Genomic DNA, 19,337 nt, shown 5'->3' on the forward strand with positions numbered 1-19,337 from the left:
CTCAACAAATCTAACAAAATATTTTTCTTGGCAATAAAATTTGCTAAATTTCTTTTTCTAAAAGCTGCTGTTCGTACAATTCTTTATAAAAACCTTTTTCTTTTATTAACTGATTATGAACCCCTTGCTGAATTATTTTTCCTTCATCTAAAACAATAATTTTATCGGCATTTTTAGCAGAGGAAACTCTATGACTAATTATAAACGTAGTTTTATCTTTTGAAACTCGCTCTAAATTCGACAAGATTTTCTCTTCAGTTTCTGTATCTACTGCCGACAGACAGTCATCGAAAATTAAAATTTTAGGATCTTTAATAATTGCTCTAGCAATAGATGTACGTTGTTTTTGACCTCCAGATAATGTGACGCCTCTTTCTCCCAAAACAGTATCGTAACCATCTTTAAAATCAATTATATTATCATGAATAACAGCATTTTTAGCAGCTTCTATTATTTCTTCTTTGGTTGCATTCTCTTTTCCGAATTTTATATTGTTTTCTATAGTATCTGAAAACAAAAATGGGTCTTGAGGTACAAAACCAATTTGGTCTCTTACACTGTATAAATTACTTTCTTTTATTGGTGTATTATCAATAAGAACAGTTCCTTTTGTAGTATCATATAATCGAGCAACTAAATTAATAATAGAAGATTTTCCACTACCTGTTTTTCCTAAAATTGCTAACGTCTCTCCTTGTTTAACAGAAAAACTAATGTCTTTTAATGCTGTTATATTAGTATCATCATAAGTTAAACTCACATTCTCAAATACAATGTTTCCACCAATTTCAGAAGGCTCTTCCACTCCATTTGTAATTTCTGGCTCTACTTTTAAGAACTCGTTAATTCTTTGTTGAGAGGCTTCTGCTTGTTGAATCATAGATGTTACCCAACCAACCACAGCAACTGGCCAAGTTAAAATATTAACATACATTACAAATGCTGCAATTGCACCAATTTGAATCTCTCCTGCTATAAATTGCATTCCTCCTACGTATAAAACAATAACATTACTTATACCAATAAGTAGAATCATTAATGGAAAAAATAACGCTTGTACTTTGTATAAATCTATATTCTTGTCTTTGCTTTCATTAGCTACTTTATCAAAACTTTCGATTACCTCATTCTCTATAGCATAAGACTTTACTACATTTATACCTGAAAAAAACTCTTGATTAAACGTTGTTAACTTCGATAAATACTGCTGAACAATAACACTCTTTTTATTAATCTGCTTGCTCAACACAAAAATTGAAACCGATAATATTGGAAAAGGTATTAACGTATATAAAGTTAACTTTGGAGATATGTTATACATTTGAGTAAACCCGATGATAAACGATATCAACATGTTCAAAGAATACATTATTGACGGACCAACATACATTCTTACTTTAGACACATCTTCGCTAATACGATTCATTAAATCCCCCGTTCTATTCTTTTTGTAAAAATTAATTGAAAGACGTTGGTATTGCTGATAAATTTCATTCTTTAAATCGAATTCAATCTTTCGAGACATCACTATTATTGTTTGCCTCATTAAAAAGGTAAAGAAACCTCCGAGAAGTGTAACTCCAATTATTAATAATATATTCTGAAGTAAGATAGATTTTACCTCAGACAACTCAGCTATTTTACCTGTTTGATAGTCTTCAACCACATTGAGCGAGTTACCTACAAAATCAGGAATTTTTAAAGTTAAAATCTTAGACAACACTGTTATTAAGACGCCTAATAACAACCTCCATTTATATTTTACAAAGAATTTATTTAAGTATTGTAAAGCTTTCAAATGCTATATTATATTTATCGTAATTATACTTTATTTTATTAAAAAAAACATAATTCAAGCTTGTTTTTTTGATTATGTTTTAGCAATTTCTTACTTTTGCCCTGCAATTTTTGAGATTATGCAAATAACCTCAAATTAAAAAACAACTAAAAATGACATCAGAAATCATTGATACTAAAGACCTTAAGAACGACCCAGTATTTGGTCAATTATCTTTTGACAATCACGAACAAATCGTTTTTTGTAACGACGAAGATACAGGTTTAAAAGCAATTATTGGTATTCATAATACAACTTTAGGACCTGCTTTAGGAGGTACTAGAATGTGGCAATATAAAAGTGAATGGGAAGCGTTAAACGACGTGTTACGTTTATCTCGTGGTATGACCTATAAATCAGCAATTACTGGTTTAAACTTAGGTGGTGGTAAAGCTGTTATTATTGGAGACGCTAAAACTCAAAAGAACGATGCTTTAATGCGTAAGTTTGGAGAGTATGTTAACTCTTTAAGCGGAAAATATATTACTGCAGAAGACGTTGGTATGGAAACTCGCGACATGGATATTATCCGTGAAGTAACTCCTCACGTTACTGGAGTTTCTGAAGCTATTGGAGGTTCTGGAAATCCTTCTCCTGTAACTGCTTATGGTGTTTACATGGGAATGAAAGCTGCTTCTAAATATAAATTCGGAACTGAAAAATTAGAAGGTAAAAAAGTACTTGTACAAGGTGTTGGACACGTAGGAGAAACTTTAGTAAAACACATTACTGAAGAAGGAGCACAAGTAATTTTAAACGATATTAACGAAGCTCGTTTAGAAGAGTTAAGTAAAAAATACGGTGCTAATGTAGTATTAGGTAATGATATCTTTGGTTTAGATATCGATATCTACGCTCCATGTGCTTTAGGTGCTACTGTTAATGACGAAAGCATTTCTCAATTAAAAGCTAAAGTAATTGCTGGTGCTGCTAACAACCAATTAGCTAATGAATTAAAGCATGGTAAAATGCTACAAGAAAAAGGAATTGCTTACGCTCCTGACTTCTTAATTAACGCTGGTGGAATTATTAATGTTTACGCAGAAGTTGTTGGTTACGACAAGGCTGAAAGCTTAAAAAGAACTGAAAACATCTACAATACTACATTAGAAATTTTCGAAATGGCAGAGAAGGAAAACATTACTACTCACCAAGCTGCATTTAACATTGCACAAGCTAGAATTGATGCTCGTAAAAAAGAGCAAAATAGCTAGAAAAAAAATAAAAAAGTTTTACTTTTGCAGAGCGTTAGAAATTATTCTATCGCTCTTTTTCTTTAAAGAGAAAAACGTTAACAAAAACAAATATTACCCAATAAGGTATTTTCAAGTTCTTTATAATGATTAATAGAAGACACATTCGAGTTAAAGTAATGCAATCTATCTACGCTATGCAACACTCAAACAATAGCGATTTAGTAAAAGAAGAAAAATTCTTAAAGCATAGTATTCAAAAAATGTACGATTTGTACGTTACCAACCTTCAATTAATTATTGAAGTGCAAAAATTAGCTCAAAAGAAACTCGAGTTATCTAAAAAGAAAATACTTGCTACGAAAGAAGATTTAAATCCTAACACAAAATTCATCAATAACCGTTTAATTAGTATACTTGCTCAAAGTGTAAGTTTAGAAGGTTATGTAGAATTAAACAAACTTAACTTTTGGGAGTTAGATGATGAATATATTAAAATACTTTGGGATGAATTACAAAAAAGTGATTTGTATCAAAGATATATGAACACTGTTGAAGATTCATATAACGTAGACAGAAGTTTTGTTATTGATTTCTTCAAAGAAATTGTAGCTCCGAATGAAAAGTTATCTGAATACTTTGAAGATAAAATGATTTCATGGTCAGATGATATTCCTTTTGTAAATACTTGGATTGTTAAATCTTTAAATAAACAAAAGCCTACGAATCCATTTATCCTAGGAAGTTTATATAAAGATAATGATGATAAAGAATTTGTTTCTAACTTATTCAACAAAACAATGCTTCATCAACATAAATATGAAGAAGATATTGAAAGTAAAACTCCAAACTGGGAAGCAGATCGTATTGCCGATATCGATATGATATTAATAAAAATGGGAATTACTGAATTCTTACATTTCTCTTCTATTCCTACAAGAGTTACTATTAATGAGTACATTGAATTAGCTAAAGATTACTCAACAAAAAATAGCGGTCAATTCATCAATGGAGTTTTAGATAAACTATCAAAAGAATATAATTCTTCTAAAAGAATGGTTAAAATTGGTAGAGGATTATTATAAATTATTATTTTTACCAACCTTTTAAATTTAATACAATGAAAAAATTAGTTATAGCATTAGCATTTTTAGTAGCTGCAACAGCTTTAATTTCTTGTGGTAAAGGTAACGCTGCCTCAAAAATTAAAAGCGAGAACTTAGAAAATGCAGTAAAAAGAGATAACGATATTAGCAAAGGAGCTCCTGTTGTAAAATTCGATAGAGAAGTACATGACTTTGGTACTGTCCCAGAAGGTGAATTAGTTGAAACTACTTTTACAGTTACAAACACTGGTAATTCTAACTTAGTAATCACAAATGCGCAAGCTACCTGTGGTTGTACAGTTCCTGTTTGGCCAAAAGAACCAATTGCACCAGGTAAAACTGGAGAAATTAAAGTTTCTTTTAACACCGCTGGTAAACCAAACAAACAATCTAAATCTGTTACTTTATACACAAACACAGCAACTGGAAGAGAAGTTGTTAAAATTTCTGGTATGGTAACTCCTAAAGCTAAAAAACCAAACGCATAATGTTCGAATCAATTTTCTTACAAGCAGACTCTAGCACTTTAATGAACATGGTTCCTTTTATTGCTATGTTAGGTGTTTTTTATTTTTTAATTATTCGTCCGCAGATGAATCGTCAAAAAAAGGAAAAGCAATTTCAAACCAACATTAAAAAAGGAGCAAAAGTTGTTACATCAAGTGGAATTCATGGTAAAATTGTAGAAATGAACGATAACGACAATACTGTTGTTATTGAAACTGGAGCTGGAAAAATAAAATTTGAATGCTCAGCAATTTCAATGGAATTAAGTAAAAAGTATCTTACCGAAAAATAAGATATTACTAAAAGATATAAAGTGAGCTTTTTTAGCTCACTTTTTTTTTGGTAGATTGCATTAAAATGTAAAACACTCAATTTACAATTATAGTGAATAAAATTAGTGACATACCTAAAGCTTTTTTCGGATTTCTATTAGCAGCATTTTTAATGTGGCTTTTAATAAATCTTTCTAAAAAGTACACTACTCAAGTAAGTTATACTCTAAATTACATTAATCTTGCTCAAAATAAAATTTTTGAAAAAGAACCTTTAAAAGAAATTCCAATTACAATTAAAGGAACAGGTTTTAAGTTGTTAGCGGCAAACTTTTCTAATAAATCATTAGATGTAAATCTCGATAAAATATATAAAACCAAAAACAACGGATATTATTTACTCTCAAACAATTTGAAAGCTAATTTTCAAAAACAATTAGCAAACGGAATCGAATTACAACAAGTTGATATAGACACACTCCATCTTAATTTAGGATTATTGGCTTCTAAAAAAGTCCCTTTAGTTGCTGATTTAGATCTTAATTTTCAATTAGGTTATGACCTATCGAAACCAATTCTTCTACAACCCGATAGTATTAATGTTTCAGGAACTAAAAAGTTGTTAGACAAACTAACTCATTTTAATTTACAGAAAGTTACACTAGAGAACATTTCAGAAAACTTAACTACAACTTCCAAAATCATTCTACCTGAAGAATTCAATCAATTAAAACTAAATACTACTAACACTACTATTCAACTTTTTGTAGATAAATTTACTGAAGGAGAATTTGAAATTCCTATACTGGTTAAAAACGTTCCAAATTCAATAAAACTTAATATTTTTCCTAAGAAAATTAAAGTTGTGTATAAAGTAGGGTTAAAAAACTTTAATAAAATTACTGAAGATTCTTTTAGTGTTGAATGCGATTATTTACAAACACAAAAAAACAATGTTTCTTACTTAATCCCTAAACTTATTAATAAGCCAGAAATGGTTACTTCTGTAAGAATTATACCTAATAAAATAGATTTTTTAATTAACAAATAAACTTTTAATGATGGTTGTAGGATTAACTGGTGGAATTGGTAGTGGAAAATCTACCGTAATGAAAATGTTTTCTGAATTTGAAAACGTCGCTATTTATATTGCAGATGACGAAGCTAAAAAGTTAATGAACACTTCTTCAACCATAAAAACCGCTTTAATAAAAGAATTTGGGGAAGAAACTTACCTTAAGAATCAACTAAATAGACCTTATTTAGCTAGTATTGTTTTTAATAATAAAGAAAAATTGGCTTTTTTAAATTCTGTTGTACATCCTGTTGTACATCAACATCTTTCAGAATTTATTAAAAATAACAGCGATAAAGACTACATTCTGTACGAAAATGCTATTCTTTTCGAAAACGGTAGTAATAAAATTTGCGATAAAATTATTACTGTAACTGCTCCTATTAAAACTCGAATTTTACGAGTTGTCAATAGAGATAAAACGACAAAAGAAGCAGTTGTTAGTAGAATGAATAACCAATGGAATGATTATAAAAAAATGTTACAATCTCATTATGTGATACATAACATAGATTTAACAAAAACCAAAGCTCAAGTTTTAACTATCCATAATTCTTTAACAAAATAACCTAGTAAATCTATCAACTATTTAACTATTTTCTTAATTTTTTCTTAAAATAAAAGTATCTTTGTTAATGTAAGTTAAAACGAAACTCCCCTTCATTCTAATCACTTATTTTTGAGTAATGGGTAAGAAAATTTTTATTCTTATTGTTATTTTAATGAGTATTTCTTTAATAGGAATTATCTCTGTTCAAGTATATTGGATTAAGGACGCGATTAAGAATAAACAACAACGATTTGAAACTGATGTCCGTATTGCTTTAGCACGAACATCTGAACGTATAAAGGAACGAGAAGACGAAGATATTCTTAGAAAACATCAACCATTTATAGAGAGTAATCTATTTAGAACTCGTACAGGTGTTAAGAATTATTTATATAAATCTATCGACACGACCGGTAGAAAAAAGTTCATTTATGGCGCGTATATAGAAGAAGAACATCAAATTCCTTTAGGAAGTATTGACAATCCAAATTTTGACGAAACTAAGATTGTAAAAACAATTACAGCAAAGAAAGATTATAAGTCAGAATTAGTTATAAAAAGTTCGGAGAATTTTACTAATAAACATTTAAATAATAGGTTCACAACCATTAATGATTTTAGTGATTTCAACAATATGCAAATTATTGATTTCTTTTCAGAAGAGCGTAAAAGATTACCTCTAAGCAAAAGAGTTAGTAATAATGAACTAAACAATACACTAAAAGAAGAGTTTGAAAAACGAAATATAAAACAAGAGTTTAAGTATGGTGTATATGAAGACGGATTAGCAACCAAATTAAAGTCAGGATATTTTAAAATTCAGCCTGAAGATAATTTTTATTTTCCTTTGTTAATGGATAGAAACGGAAATAGTAAATACAAACTATACGTTAAATTCCCTAACAATCGTAAGAATTTATTATCAGAAATGACTCCGATTTTAATTTCATCTTTACTATTCATTGGTATTATTATTGCTGCTTTTTCTGTATCGTTATATCAATTAGTACGTCAAAAAAGAATTTCAGAAATAAAAACTGATTTCATTAACAATATGACGCATGAATTTAAAACACCTATTGCAACAATAAATTTAGCGTTAGACGCGATTAAAAATCCGAAAATAATAAGTAATGAAGATAAAGTAAAACGTTATGTACAAATGATTCGTGATGAAAATAAACGAATGCACGGTCAGGTAGAAAACGTTTTAAGAATATCAAAATTAGAAAAGAATCAAATAGATATAAGTAAGGATGCCATTGATATGCACGACATAATAGAAGAAGCTATCGAACACATTCAACTTATAGTAAACGATAAAGAAGGAAGCGTGTCAACACATTTTAAAGCAATTTCTTCGGAAGTATTAGGGAATCAATTCCATCTAACTAATGTAGTTGTTAACATGTTAGAAAATGCGATAAAATATTCTGAAAATGCTCCTAAAATTGATGTTTATAGTGAAAACACAAACAAATACTTCATTTTAAAAATAAAAGATGAAGGTATAGGAATGAGCAAAAATGCTCAAAAATATGTGTTCAATAAATTCTATAGAGAACATAAAGGAAATATACATAATGTGAAAGGTCATGGCTTAGGTTTAGCTTATGTAAAGGAAATTGTAACAAATCATCAAGGAACCGTTCATGTTGAAAGCGAAAAAGGAAAAGGAAGTACATTTACAATTAAATTACCATTAATATAAAAGAAGGGACAAAATGGGAACAAAGAAAATTTTATTAGTTGAAGACGATCCAAATTTTGGAACAGTATTAAAAGATTATTTAGCATTAAACGATTATAACGTTACACATGCTAAAGACGGAATTGATGGTTTAATTATGTTTAAAAACTCCGAGTACGACTTATGTATTTTAGATGTTATGATGCCTCGTAAAGACGGATTTTCACTAGCAGAAGATATTAGATCAACAAATAAAGAAGTGCCTATTATATTCTTAACCGCTAAAACATTAAAAGAAGATGTTTTAAGAGGCTATCAAGTTGGTGCAGACGATTATTTAAATAAACCTTTCGATTCAGAAGTTTTACTTCATAAAATAAAAGCTATTTTACAAAGAAAGGAAAACGAAAAATCTACAGAAAGTGAAGAATTCGAATTTAAAATTGGTAAGTTCGATTTTAATTCAAAACTACGTCATTTATCTTTCGACGGTGCTGAACCTCAGAAATTATCACCTAAAGAAAGTAAGTTATTAAGAATGTTAGCTATTCATAAAAATGATTTAATGCCACGTGAATTAGCTTTAACAAAAATTTGGAGAGACGATAACTATTTCACATCAAGAAGTATGGATGTTTACATTGCTAAATTACGTAAGTATTTAAAGAGTGATGAAAACGTTGAAATATTAAATATTCACGGAGAAGGATTTAGATTAATAGATAAATCTTAACCAACACTTAAATTAAAAGTTACTACGTTAAGAAGCTAAAGTTTTTAAAAACTTTAGCTTCTTTTATTTTTATTACCTTGTAACATTTACAACTCAAACTCGTCGAATACGTATAAATTAACTTAACCAAAAACGCTTTGGAAACAATTCTATCAATAAAAAACCTCAACAAAAATTTCGGAAAAATCCATGCTGTAAACAACCTTTCATTTGATATAAAAAAAGGGAATGTTTACGGAATTTTAGGTCCTAACGGAAGTGGAAAATCAACTACTTTAGGTATCATTTTAAATGTAGTTAATAAAACCTCTGGGGAATTTAGTTGGTTCGATGGGTCTATGTCGACTCACGAAGCTCTAAAAAAAGTAGGGGCTATTATTGAACGTCCTAACTTTTATCCTTACATGACTGCAGTTCAAAACTTACAATTAATTTGTAAGATTAAAGGAGTATCATACGATAATATTGAAGAAAAATTGAAAACTGTTAATCTTTATGAAAGAAGAAATAGTAAATTCAGAACATATTCATTAGGTATGAAACAACGACTTGCTATCGCTTCAGCTCTATTGAATAATCCTGAAATTTTAATTCTAGACGAACCTACCAATGGTTTAGATCCACAAGGAATACATGAAATTCGTCAAATAATTAAAAATATTGCTCAAAACGGAACTACAATCTTATTGGCCTCTCACCTACTCGATGAAGTTGAAAAGGTGTGTTCTCACGTTGTTGTGATTAGAAACGGTATAAAATTGTATAGTGGTAGAGTTGATGAAATGACAGCTTCAAACGGATTCTTTGAATTAAAATCTGAAAACTCTTCTAAATTAATCGAAACTTTACAAAGTCATAATTCAATTGGTACAATCAAAGAAGAAAATGAACTACTTATTGCTCAATTAAATACTGAAATGTCTTCAGTAGAAATTAATAAGTTTCTTTTTGAAAAAGGTATTGTACTTTCTCACTTAGTAAAAAGAAAACCAAGTTTAGAGCAACAGTTCTTAGATTTAACCAACAATAACAACTAATCAAAAAATTATGCTACGATTAATAAATATTGAATTCCACAAGCTCAAACATAACAGAGCAAGTAAAATATTATCTATTATATATTTCGGTCTTTTAACATCTATTGCATTAATAGCTGCTATAAAGTTCGACATTGGACCTATTAAATTTCACTTAGCCGAACAAGGAATTTTTAACTTTCCATATATATGGCACTTTAACACATATATGGCTGCCATATTAAAATTTTTCTTACTGCTTGTAATTGTTTCAATGATGGCCAATGAATACAGTTATAAAACTCTGAAGCAAAATCTGATTGACGGATTAAGTAAAAAAGAATTTATACTCTCAAAATTCTATACAGTAATTGTATTCGCATTAATCTCAACACTTTTTGTATTTATAGTTTCATTAATATTAGGATTAGTGTATTCCGATTTTAATGAATTATCTATCATTTTTTCTGATTTAGAATATCTTATTGCTTTCTTCATAAAATTAGTTGGTTTCTTCTCTTTCGGATTGTTTTTAGGTATTTTAATAAAACGTTCTGCTTTTGCAGTAGCTGCAATGATTGTATGGCTTATAGTAGAAAGTATTTTCAAAGGATATCTATATTGGACATTTAAAGATTTAAAATCTGGCACAGAAGAAGCAGTAAGTTCAATCATGCAGTTCTTTCCCTTAGAGTCAATGGCGAACCTAATTAAAGAACCATTTACAAGATTAGGAGCGGTAAAATCTGTAGCGAATCAAATAGGAGAAAATTTCACAAAAGACTACTCCGTTAACCTTCTTAATATACTTATAGTGCTATTTTGGACATTTATTTTCATTTATGCATCATATGCCTTGTTAAAAAAACGAGATTTGTAATACTTTTTACATAAATTTGGGGTTTCTTTAAGAAACCCTGAATTATAATGAAAAGAATACTATCATTACTCCTTACATTTTTTACCTTAACTATTTTCTCTCAAAAGGAAGCCAATATTTGGTATTTTGGAGAAAACGCAGGTTTAGATTTTAATACTACACCACCTACAGCTTTAACAAATGGATCATTAAGCACTTTAGAAGGATGTTCTTCTTTTTCAGATGTAAATGGAAACATTTTATTTTATTCAGATGGTACTATAGTTTATGATAAGAATGGTAATATCATGACCTATACTAATGGAAATCCTGCTACTAATTTAAAAGGAAATCCTTCAAGTACGCAATCTGGTATGATTATACCTAAACCAAAATCGACTAGTATTTATTATATTTTCACAGTTGGTGATAATGGTAATCCTACGTTTGATTATTACACTGTAGACATGTCTTTAAATGGTGGATTAGGTCAACTAATAGATGAAGATGGAGACGGTATTTTCTTTACAAATTTATCTGGAACTAATACAGCTAATTGGACTGAAAAAGTAGCCGCTGTTAGAGGAAAAGAATGTAATACTTTTTGGGTAGTATCGCATTTCAATAATAGATATCATTCATATAAAGTTACTGAAACTGGAGTTGATCCAACACCTGTAGTATCTGTTGTAAATCATTTCACAAGTGGTAGTGGTGCAGTAAGAGGGTATTTAAAACTATCTCCAGACGGTTCAAAATTAGCAATGACAAATCAAGGTGACACTGCATTATTGTATAGCTTCGACAATGAACTTGGAACCGTAAGCAATGATGGTGTACATTTGTTAAGCGGCTTTAGTGATGGTCAAGCCTATGGAGTTGAATTCTCTAGAGACTCAAAAAAACTATACATATCGACAACTTCAGGTTTTAGAAACAGTCTATCTGATCCAGAAACAACATACAAACTATTTCAATTTGATTTAACTCAAACCGATATTCCTGCTTCAAAAAGTTTAATACACGAACAAATTGGGTTTAGGGGTGCTTTACAGTTAGGTCCTGATGGAAAAATTTATGCAACTATACCATTAACTTATAGTGACCCTAATGGCTTTGCTACACGCTTAAGCATCATTGAGAATCCATCTGCTAATGCAGCTGATGTTGTTTTTACTCAAAACGGATTAGACCTTAATGGAAGAAGATCCACTCAAGGACTTCCTCCTTTTATTTCTTCTCTATTATTACCTATAGAAATTAAAGACCAAACAAATAATACAGTAGTTAATAACCAGACTATTCAATTATGTGTTGGAGATTCTAAAACTATTGCTCCCGATCCAGTTACTGGTAATAATGTAGATTATTTATGGAGTTTTAACAACGGAACAACCACAACTACAGTTTCAAATACTATTAACTTAGTCTTAACCAATCTTGCAACTACTGATGCAGGTACTTATAAATTAACAGTAACTCTTACTGACGATTGTGGAAATAAAGTTGAACGAGAAGCTGATTTTAAATTAGAAATATATCCTCCAACTGTAGCTACAAAACCATCAGATATATTTTTCTGTGATGTAGATAATGACGGATTTAATGCTTTTGATTTAGAAACTTTAGTTACTCCAGAAGTCTTAAATGGGCAAAGTAATACCACTTACCAAGTAAAATATTTTACTTCTATGGCAGATGCTACTGCTAATACAAACGAATTACCTAACCCTTATACAAACCCGACAACATTTAGTAACCAAACTATTTATGCACGTATGCATAATACTGTAGCACCAAATGCTTGTTTCGATATACAAACATTTACGTTGGCAGTTACAGGAAAACCTATTCCTCAAACTCCTACAAATTATGAAGAATGTGATGATACTTCTAACGGTGGAGACACTGATGGTTTTTTCAATAACTTTATTTTAAGAACGAAAGATAGTGAAATATTAGGAACACTACCAGCTAGCACATATCATGTAAGTTACCATACTACACCAACGGGTGCGCAAACCGATAGAAATACTGACGTTATTGACAAGAACGCTCCATTTAGAAATCAAACAGTAAATTCACAACCCATCTATGTACGAGTTGAAAACAATAACAATGCTGCATGTAATGATACTTCTATAATTTTTAACTTAGTTGTAAATTCGTTACCTGTAATTGCTAATAACCCTGTAGAAATTAGGCATTGTGACACTGATGCTGATTTAAATACAAATATTAATCTAACACTTGCTCAAATTAATATTTCAAATAATCACGCTAACGAAACATTTAAGTATTATCCTACTGAAAATGATGCTATAAACGACTCTAATGAAATTACAAATCAAACAGCTCATCCCGTAACTAACGGAGATTCTGTTTGGGCTCGCACAATTTCTAATAAACAATGTTATAGAATTTCTAGAGTAAACATTGTTGTTGGTTTCTCTGCTGATGTCGCTTATAATAATCAATTTGAAGTTTGTGATGACTTTTTAGATGCTGATGGAAATGACACTACCAATAATAACGACACAGATGGAATCACAACTTTTGATATTAGTTCGGTTGTTGATGATGTAAAAAATCTACCAATCTTCCCTCCTGCATTAAGACCAGATTTAGATGTTTTAATTTTTGAATCAATTGCAGATAGAGACGCTGTACAAAACGCTATTACTAACTTAAGTAATTATAGAAATAAAAATGTACCAGCTAAAACCCCTCAGCCTTTATATATCAAAATAATTAACACTGTTAATAATGATTGTACTGGTATAGGTCAGTTTACTATTTGGGCTCAGCAACCACCAATAGCTAATAAACCATCGGACATTATTGAGTGTGACGACTTTGATAGTGGCTCTTTTGATGATGGAATGAATGTTAATATAAATTTAAGAGATAAAGTAAGTGACATATTAGGTCCTACACAATCTCTAGCAGATTATACTGTTACTTTCTATACTGATGAAAATGACGCCAATACAGGAAACAACCCTATTCCTAATGACACTAATTATACAAATCAAACAAGAGATAAGGAAACTATTTATGTAAGGGTTCAAAATAATGCAACAAATTGTTTTAACGATCATGTCAGTTTTGATATTATTATCAATCCAATACCAGTAATATCTAATACTATACCTCCATTAGCTGTTTGTGATGTACCAACAGCAATTGATAGTGACCCAAGAAATAGAGTTGCGCAAAACATACCGTTAGGCAGTAGAGATGTTGATGTTTTAAATGGAAGAGATGATACTAGATATGTGGTATCTTACCATAGAACTCGACAGAATGCTTTAGATGGAGTTTCTCCTCTTTCTAAAACAAATTATTCTAACGACCCAACTACTACTACTTTCCCAGCTAATTTAGGCGGAGATGATCCTGCTACTGAAATACTTTTCATTAGTTTATTAGACACTACAACTGGTTGTAGAAATGGAATAACAACTTTACAACTTATCATTAATCCAGAGCCAAATATTCCTGTTAACATTACAAATTATGAAGATTGTGATAATGAAACTGATGATCAATTAAGTGATACAAATGGAATTAATGGTGATATTACTTTAAAAAATAAGATTCCAGAAATTCTTGCTAATTATCCAACTGCTGAACATAGTTCATTTAAAGTAACTTTTCATGAAAATCAAGCAGATGCACAATCTAGTAATGCTCCTTTAAATGAAGATAAATATCAAAATACAACTAATAATCAAACTATATATGTAAGGGTTCAAAATTTAAATACATCTTGCGTGTATGATGATTTAACTTTTAGTATTATAATTAATACTCTACCAGATTTTACTGTAGATACTCCTCGTATTGTTTGTAAAGGAGAGCAAATAAGATTAGAAGCTATAAATCCAGCTGCTAATTATGATTATAAATGGATTAAAGATGGAGACCCAACTAATGTAAGAAGTACTGAGGCATTTTATGATATTACAGAAGCTGGTGATTATTTAGTTACCGCTACAACTAAGGATGGAAACAACTGTGAAAGAACATTACGAATCCATGTTGATCCATCAAGTAAACCAACATTAACTGAAGACCACATTATTATTGAAGATGATACTAATAATAACGGGTTAGATATTTATTCTATAAAAATAAACACACAAATAAGCTTAGGAGACGGTGATTATGAATTTGCTATTATTGATGAAAATAACATTCAATCGAGCTTCCAAGATGAACCTGTTTTTGAAAATATAAAAGGTGGTGTTTATACTGTAGTAGTACAAGATAAAAATGGATGTCAACCAAATGCTACTTTAGATATATCAGTAATTGAATATCCTAAATTTATAACTCCAAATGGCGATCCTCATAATAGTACTTGGAAAATTAAGGGAGCCAATTCAAGTTTTTACCCAACAAGTAGTATTCATATTTTCGATAGATTTGGAAAAATTGTAGCGATAATTCCTATTGATAGTGAAGGATGGGATGGTACATTTAACGGTAAAGTTCTTCCTTCTAGCGACTATTGGTTTAAAGCTGTTTTAGTGAACAGAAAAGGAAAAATGTTCCAACATCAAGGACACTTCTCTCTTATTAGAAGATAATTATATCTCAAAATAATTCGAAAAAGCCGACATATTTGTCGGCTTTTTTTATTTAGTTTTTCCACCATAAAAAAATAAGGAAAAACACTGTTTTTCAAAACCTTACACTTTAAATCTTCATAATACGTTCTCTTTTTAAGTAAATTTGTAATAGGGGTTAATTATTTAAAAAATGAAGAATATAATAAACATATTAATTCTTCTTACTTCAATAGTTACAATAGCGCAAAATGAAGCAAACAATTGGTATTTTGGTAGAAATGCAGGTATAAATTTTAGCGCCGGGAATCCTGTTGCCCTTACTAACGGACAATTAAATACTCTCGAAGGATGTGCTTCAATTTCAGATATTAATGGAAACCTTCTATTTTATACTGAAGGAACTCAAGTATGGGACAGAAATAACAACTTAATGCCTAACGGTACTAACTTATTAGGTCATGAATCTAGCTCACAATCGGCATTAATTGTTCCCAATCCAACTAATTCAGATATATACTATTTATTTACGGTAGATGCTCAAGAAGTAGATACCAACGGGTTACGCTATTCTATCATTGATATGAATTTAAATGGAGGTAACGGAGATGTTACAACCAAAAACATTCAATTAGCTCCTTCTGCCTTAGAAAAAATTACAGCAGTTGTTGGTAGAACATGCGATTCTTTTTGGGTAATAAGTGTAGATAGAAGTAACTTTTATGCTTATGAAGTAAATTCTGCAGGTGTTAATACAACTCCTATTACCTCTCCGCTTGGTTTTTCTAGCCTATTTAGTACTAGAGGCTATATAAAACTGTCTCCCGACGGTACAAAATTAGCACTAGCTAGTTCAGAAAGTGGTACTTATATTTATGATTTTGATGCCAGTTCTGGAATTGTTAGCAATCGAAGAACTTTAAATTTAGATGGATTTATAGGATATGGAGTAGAATTTTCAGTTTCAGGAAATAAATTATATGTTGCAACTGGACCAGCGATTAATGATAACACAGGCAATCAAAGAGCTCGTATATTTCAATTCGACCTTAATAATCCAGATATAAATGATATTAACAATTCTAGAGGAGCACCAATTTATGATTATCTCGGTACAAGAGGTGCTTTACAATTAGGTCCAGATGGAAAAATATATTATGCTATTTTTGATAGACCTCAACTAGGAGTAATTAACTCTCCTGAAAGTGATAGAAATAATGTTAATTATGTACATAACGGTGTTAATTTAAGTGGTAGAAGATCTTCGCAAGGTTTACCCCCATTTATTCAATCATTCTTCTTACCCACCACAATATTGAATGCAGATAATAACGAAGTTATTAGTACTTCTAAACAGTTTTTTTGTTCAGGTAGAGATTATATTCTTAAAGCAGGAAGAATAGAACCTGGAGCAACTTATAGATGGGAAAAAGATGGTAACATTATTGGGACGGATTCTATACTAACCACTAACGATGTAAATTTTGGACCAGGAATTTATAACCTAACTATTGAATTAAGCAGTACTTGTAATACTACTTTATCGGCAGATGCTGATATTGAATTCGTTCCTTCTCCAGTAGTCAACACAGTTCCTACTTTCATTCAGTGCGATCAAGATAATAATCCCACAGATAATCAAACTACTTTCGACCTTACCACTCAAGAAGCAGCATTAACTAATAACGTTAGTAATGTAAGTGTTCAGTTTTTCTTACAGTCAGATACTACCTTTTCTAATCCATTACCAAAATCCAGTTACGTTAATACTTCAAATCCAGAAACCTTAGTAGTAAGAGTTAGTGTAAATTCATCTACAAATTCAAATTGTTTTACTTTAGGAAGTCTTACCCTGCAAGTTATTAATTCTGGAATTACGAACACAAATATTACAAATGTTTATGCTTGTGAACTAGATGCAAATGCAAATACTCCAAATGCAACTAATAGTCAAGGTACTGGGAATGGTTATTATGATTTTAATCAAAAGATCAATGAAATTATAAACTTAAACCCATCTATATCCTTAAGCTCTCATGATATTGAATTCTATAGAACTCAAAACGATGCAAATAACCAAACGAACGAAATAACACCTCCTTATGAAGATGATTTATTTGTTAATGATTCTGATGTTTTTGTTCGAATAGTTCCGAAATCTGATACTAGCTGTTTTACAATCATAGGTTTTAAATTATTTGTTGAACCGTTACCAATTCCACAAGGTAGCACCACACCTTTAAACTTATGTACCGCTAATGATTTAACTTCAGAAAGTGTAATTTTAAATGCTGATACTGGGAATGCAAACCACACCTATCAATGGTATTTAAATAATACGGCTATTACAAATGCTACTCAAGCAAGTTATACAGCTACAGAAATAGGCACTTATAAAGTAGAAGCTTATACTAATAATAGTCAAATGACAAACTCTTGTGCTGGTTATAATACATTTCTCGTAACTAAAAATGAAGTTGCCAATGTACCTACGTTTGAATTATGTGACACAGATGCTAATCCTGCAGATCAACAAACTATTTTTAATCTTACAACACAAGAAAATGCTCTAACAAATAATAATTCAAATGCTATTGTAGATTTTTTTCTTGAAAGTGATACTACTTTTTCTAATCCATTAAATAAGACAAATCATACAAATACCACAAATCCAGAAAGGTTAATAGTTCGTGTAAATTTTGATCCAAGCGTACCTAACTGTTACAGTTATGGAAGACTTACGCTACAAGTAACTAATGCAGGAATAACCAATGCAGCTATTAGTGATATTTATATTTGTGAAATAGATGCCAATGCTAATAATTCAAACGCAACAAATAGTATAGGTACAGGAGAAGGTTCTTATAATTTTTCTAACACATTTAATGAAGTTCTTGCACTTAACCCTGCAATTAATATCTCTACTCACAGCATAAATTTTTATTCAAGTATAAACGATGCAAACACACAAAACAATCCTATAGTCCCTCCCTATAGCAATTATCTCTTTACAAATAATTCTCAAATTTTCATTAGAGTAAATGCAAACTTTCTCCCCAATTGTCCAACTATAATTCCTATTACAATTTTCGTAGAACCATTACCGATTCCCCAAGGAAATCTAACCCCAACTCTACTCTGTATAAATTTACCTAAAGGAAGTTTACCTTTAGCTACAGTAACTTTAGATGCATCTACTGGTAATTCATCCGATACGTATCAATGGTATTTAAACAATGAACCAATTGTAAACGCTACAAATGCTATTTATCAAGCAACTGAAAAAGGAACTTATAAAGTGGAGGCTTATCGAAGTCATAATCAGATAAACTCTCCTTGTGCTGGGTACAATACTTTTATAGTTACCGAATCTAGCAAAGCACAAATCATAGAAATTATTCCTTCAGATGATACTATGAATAATAACAGTATTTCAATTACTATTGAAGGTGAAGGAGATTATGAATTTGCTCTTAATTCAGATGGAAATTTTATTAAAGGAACTAACAATTTATCTTATATTTTTGATAATTTACCCATAGGAATTTATACCATTCGTATTCAAGACACAAACGGATGCGGAATTACAATCTCAGATGAAATTCCTATTATTTTTTTCCAACGACATTTTACCCCTAATGAAGATGGTAACTTCGATACATGGAAAATACTCGGAGTAGATAATGATTTTTATCAATCTGTTTTTGTTAGAATTTATGACCGATACGGAAAACAAGTCGCAGAAATGCCTAGTAAAGACCATCCTGGTTGGGACGGAATGTACAATGGAGAACAACTACCTTCTACAGACTATTGGTTTAATGCAACATTACTCGACAAAAACGGAAAAGTGCGAATTAAAAAAAGCCATTTTAGTTTACTACGGAAATAATTACTTATCTTTATGGGATAAATAATCTTTCTG

Annotated in this window: 13 protein-coding genes; 12 read left to right on the plus strand and 1 reads right to left on the minus strand. The window is 30.3% G+C overall.

The genetic code is table 11. The features are described 5' to 3' along the window. Window positions 1-43: 43 nt before the first annotated feature. Window positions 44-1,798, minus strand: coding sequence for an ABC transporter ATP-binding protein (locus WH52_RS06350; protein WP_086030105.1), 1,755 nt, complete (start codon window positions 1,796-1,798; stop codon window positions 44-46). 152 nt (window positions 1,799-1,950) lie between these two features. On the opposite strand from WH52_RS06350, the gene WH52_RS06355 reads away from it, so the two are divergent. The 12 genes from WH52_RS06355 (at window position 1,951) to WH52_RS06410 (ending at window position 19,304) form a co-directional block, all read left to right on the plus strand. Next, a complete protein-coding gene (locus WH52_RS06355; RefSeq protein WP_086030106.1) occupies window positions 1,951-3,051 on the plus strand; it encodes a Glu/Leu/Phe/Val family dehydrogenase in 1,101 nt (366 codons plus the stop codon). 125 nt (window positions 3,052-3,176) lie between these two features. Then, window positions 3,177-4,115 carry a transcription antitermination factor NusB gene (gene nusB / locus WH52_RS06360; protein ID WP_086030107.1) on the plus strand — a complete coding sequence of 313 codons (939 nt, stop codon included), beginning with the start codon at window positions 3,177-3,179 and terminating at the stop codon, window positions 4,113-4,115. Between the two features lie 35 nt (window positions 4,116-4,150). Further along, entirely contained in the window at window positions 4,151-4,624 is a 474-nt protein-coding gene (locus WH52_RS06365) for a DUF1573 domain-containing protein (protein WP_086030108.1), read from the plus strand. After that, entirely contained in the window at window positions 4,624-4,935 is a 312-nt protein-coding gene (gene yajC, locus WH52_RS06370) for a preprotein translocase subunit YajC (protein ID WP_086030109.1), read from the plus strand. The genes WH52_RS06365 and yajC overlap by 1 nt, the downstream gene beginning before the upstream one ends. A 92-nt stretch (window positions 4,936-5,027) precedes the next feature. Continuing rightward, a complete protein-coding gene (locus WH52_RS06375) occupies window positions 5,028-5,966 on the plus strand; it encodes a YbbR-like domain-containing protein (RefSeq protein WP_143592090.1) in 939 nt (312 codons plus the stop codon). A gap of 7 nt (window positions 5,967-5,973) precedes the next feature. Then, window positions 5,974-6,558: a dephospho-CoA kinase gene (coaE, locus tag WH52_RS06380; RefSeq protein WP_198938391.1), complete on the plus strand. Its 585-nt coding sequence runs from the start codon at window positions 5,974-5,976 to the stop codon at window positions 6,556-6,558. Between the two features lie 118 nt (window positions 6,559-6,676). Next, window positions 6,677-8,251, plus strand: coding sequence for a sensor histidine kinase (locus WH52_RS06385; protein WP_086030111.1), 1,575 nt, complete (start codon window positions 6,677-6,679; stop codon window positions 8,249-8,251). Window positions 8,252-8,264: 13 nt separating this feature from the next. Next, window positions 8,265-8,963, plus strand: a complete 699-nt coding sequence (locus tag WH52_RS06390; protein WP_086030112.1) for a response regulator transcription factor — start codon at window positions 8,265-8,267, stop codon at window positions 8,961-8,963. 137 nt (window positions 8,964-9,100) lie between these two features. Beyond that, on the plus strand, window positions 9,101-10,000 hold the full coding sequence (locus tag WH52_RS06395; protein WP_086030113.1) for an ABC transporter ATP-binding protein: 900 nt from the start codon (window positions 9,101-9,103) through the stop codon (window positions 9,998-10,000). A gap of 10 nt (window positions 10,001-10,010) precedes the next feature. Beyond that, window positions 10,011-10,859, plus strand: coding sequence for an ABC transporter permease (locus WH52_RS06400; RefSeq protein WP_086030114.1), 849 nt, complete (start codon window positions 10,011-10,013; stop codon window positions 10,857-10,859). Window positions 10,860-10,906: 47 nt separating this feature from the next. Continuing rightward, window positions 10,907-15,433 carry a T9SS type B sorting domain-containing protein gene (locus WH52_RS06405; protein WP_086030115.1) on the plus strand — a complete coding sequence of 1,509 codons (4,527 nt, stop codon included), beginning with the start codon at window positions 10,907-10,909 and terminating at the stop codon, window positions 15,431-15,433. A gap of 172 nt (window positions 15,434-15,605) precedes the next feature. Beyond that, a complete protein-coding gene (locus WH52_RS06410) occupies window positions 15,606-19,304 on the plus strand; it encodes a T9SS type B sorting domain-containing protein (protein WP_086030116.1) in 3,699 nt (1,232 codons plus the stop codon). The last annotated feature ends 33 nt before the right edge of the window (window positions 19,305-19,337 follow it).

The sequence above is a fragment of the Tenacibaculum holothuriorum genome (assembly GCF_002120225.1).
GTDB classification, from domain to species: Bacteria; Bacteroidota; Bacteroidia; order Flavobacteriales; family Flavobacteriaceae; genus Polaribacter; species Polaribacter holothuriorum.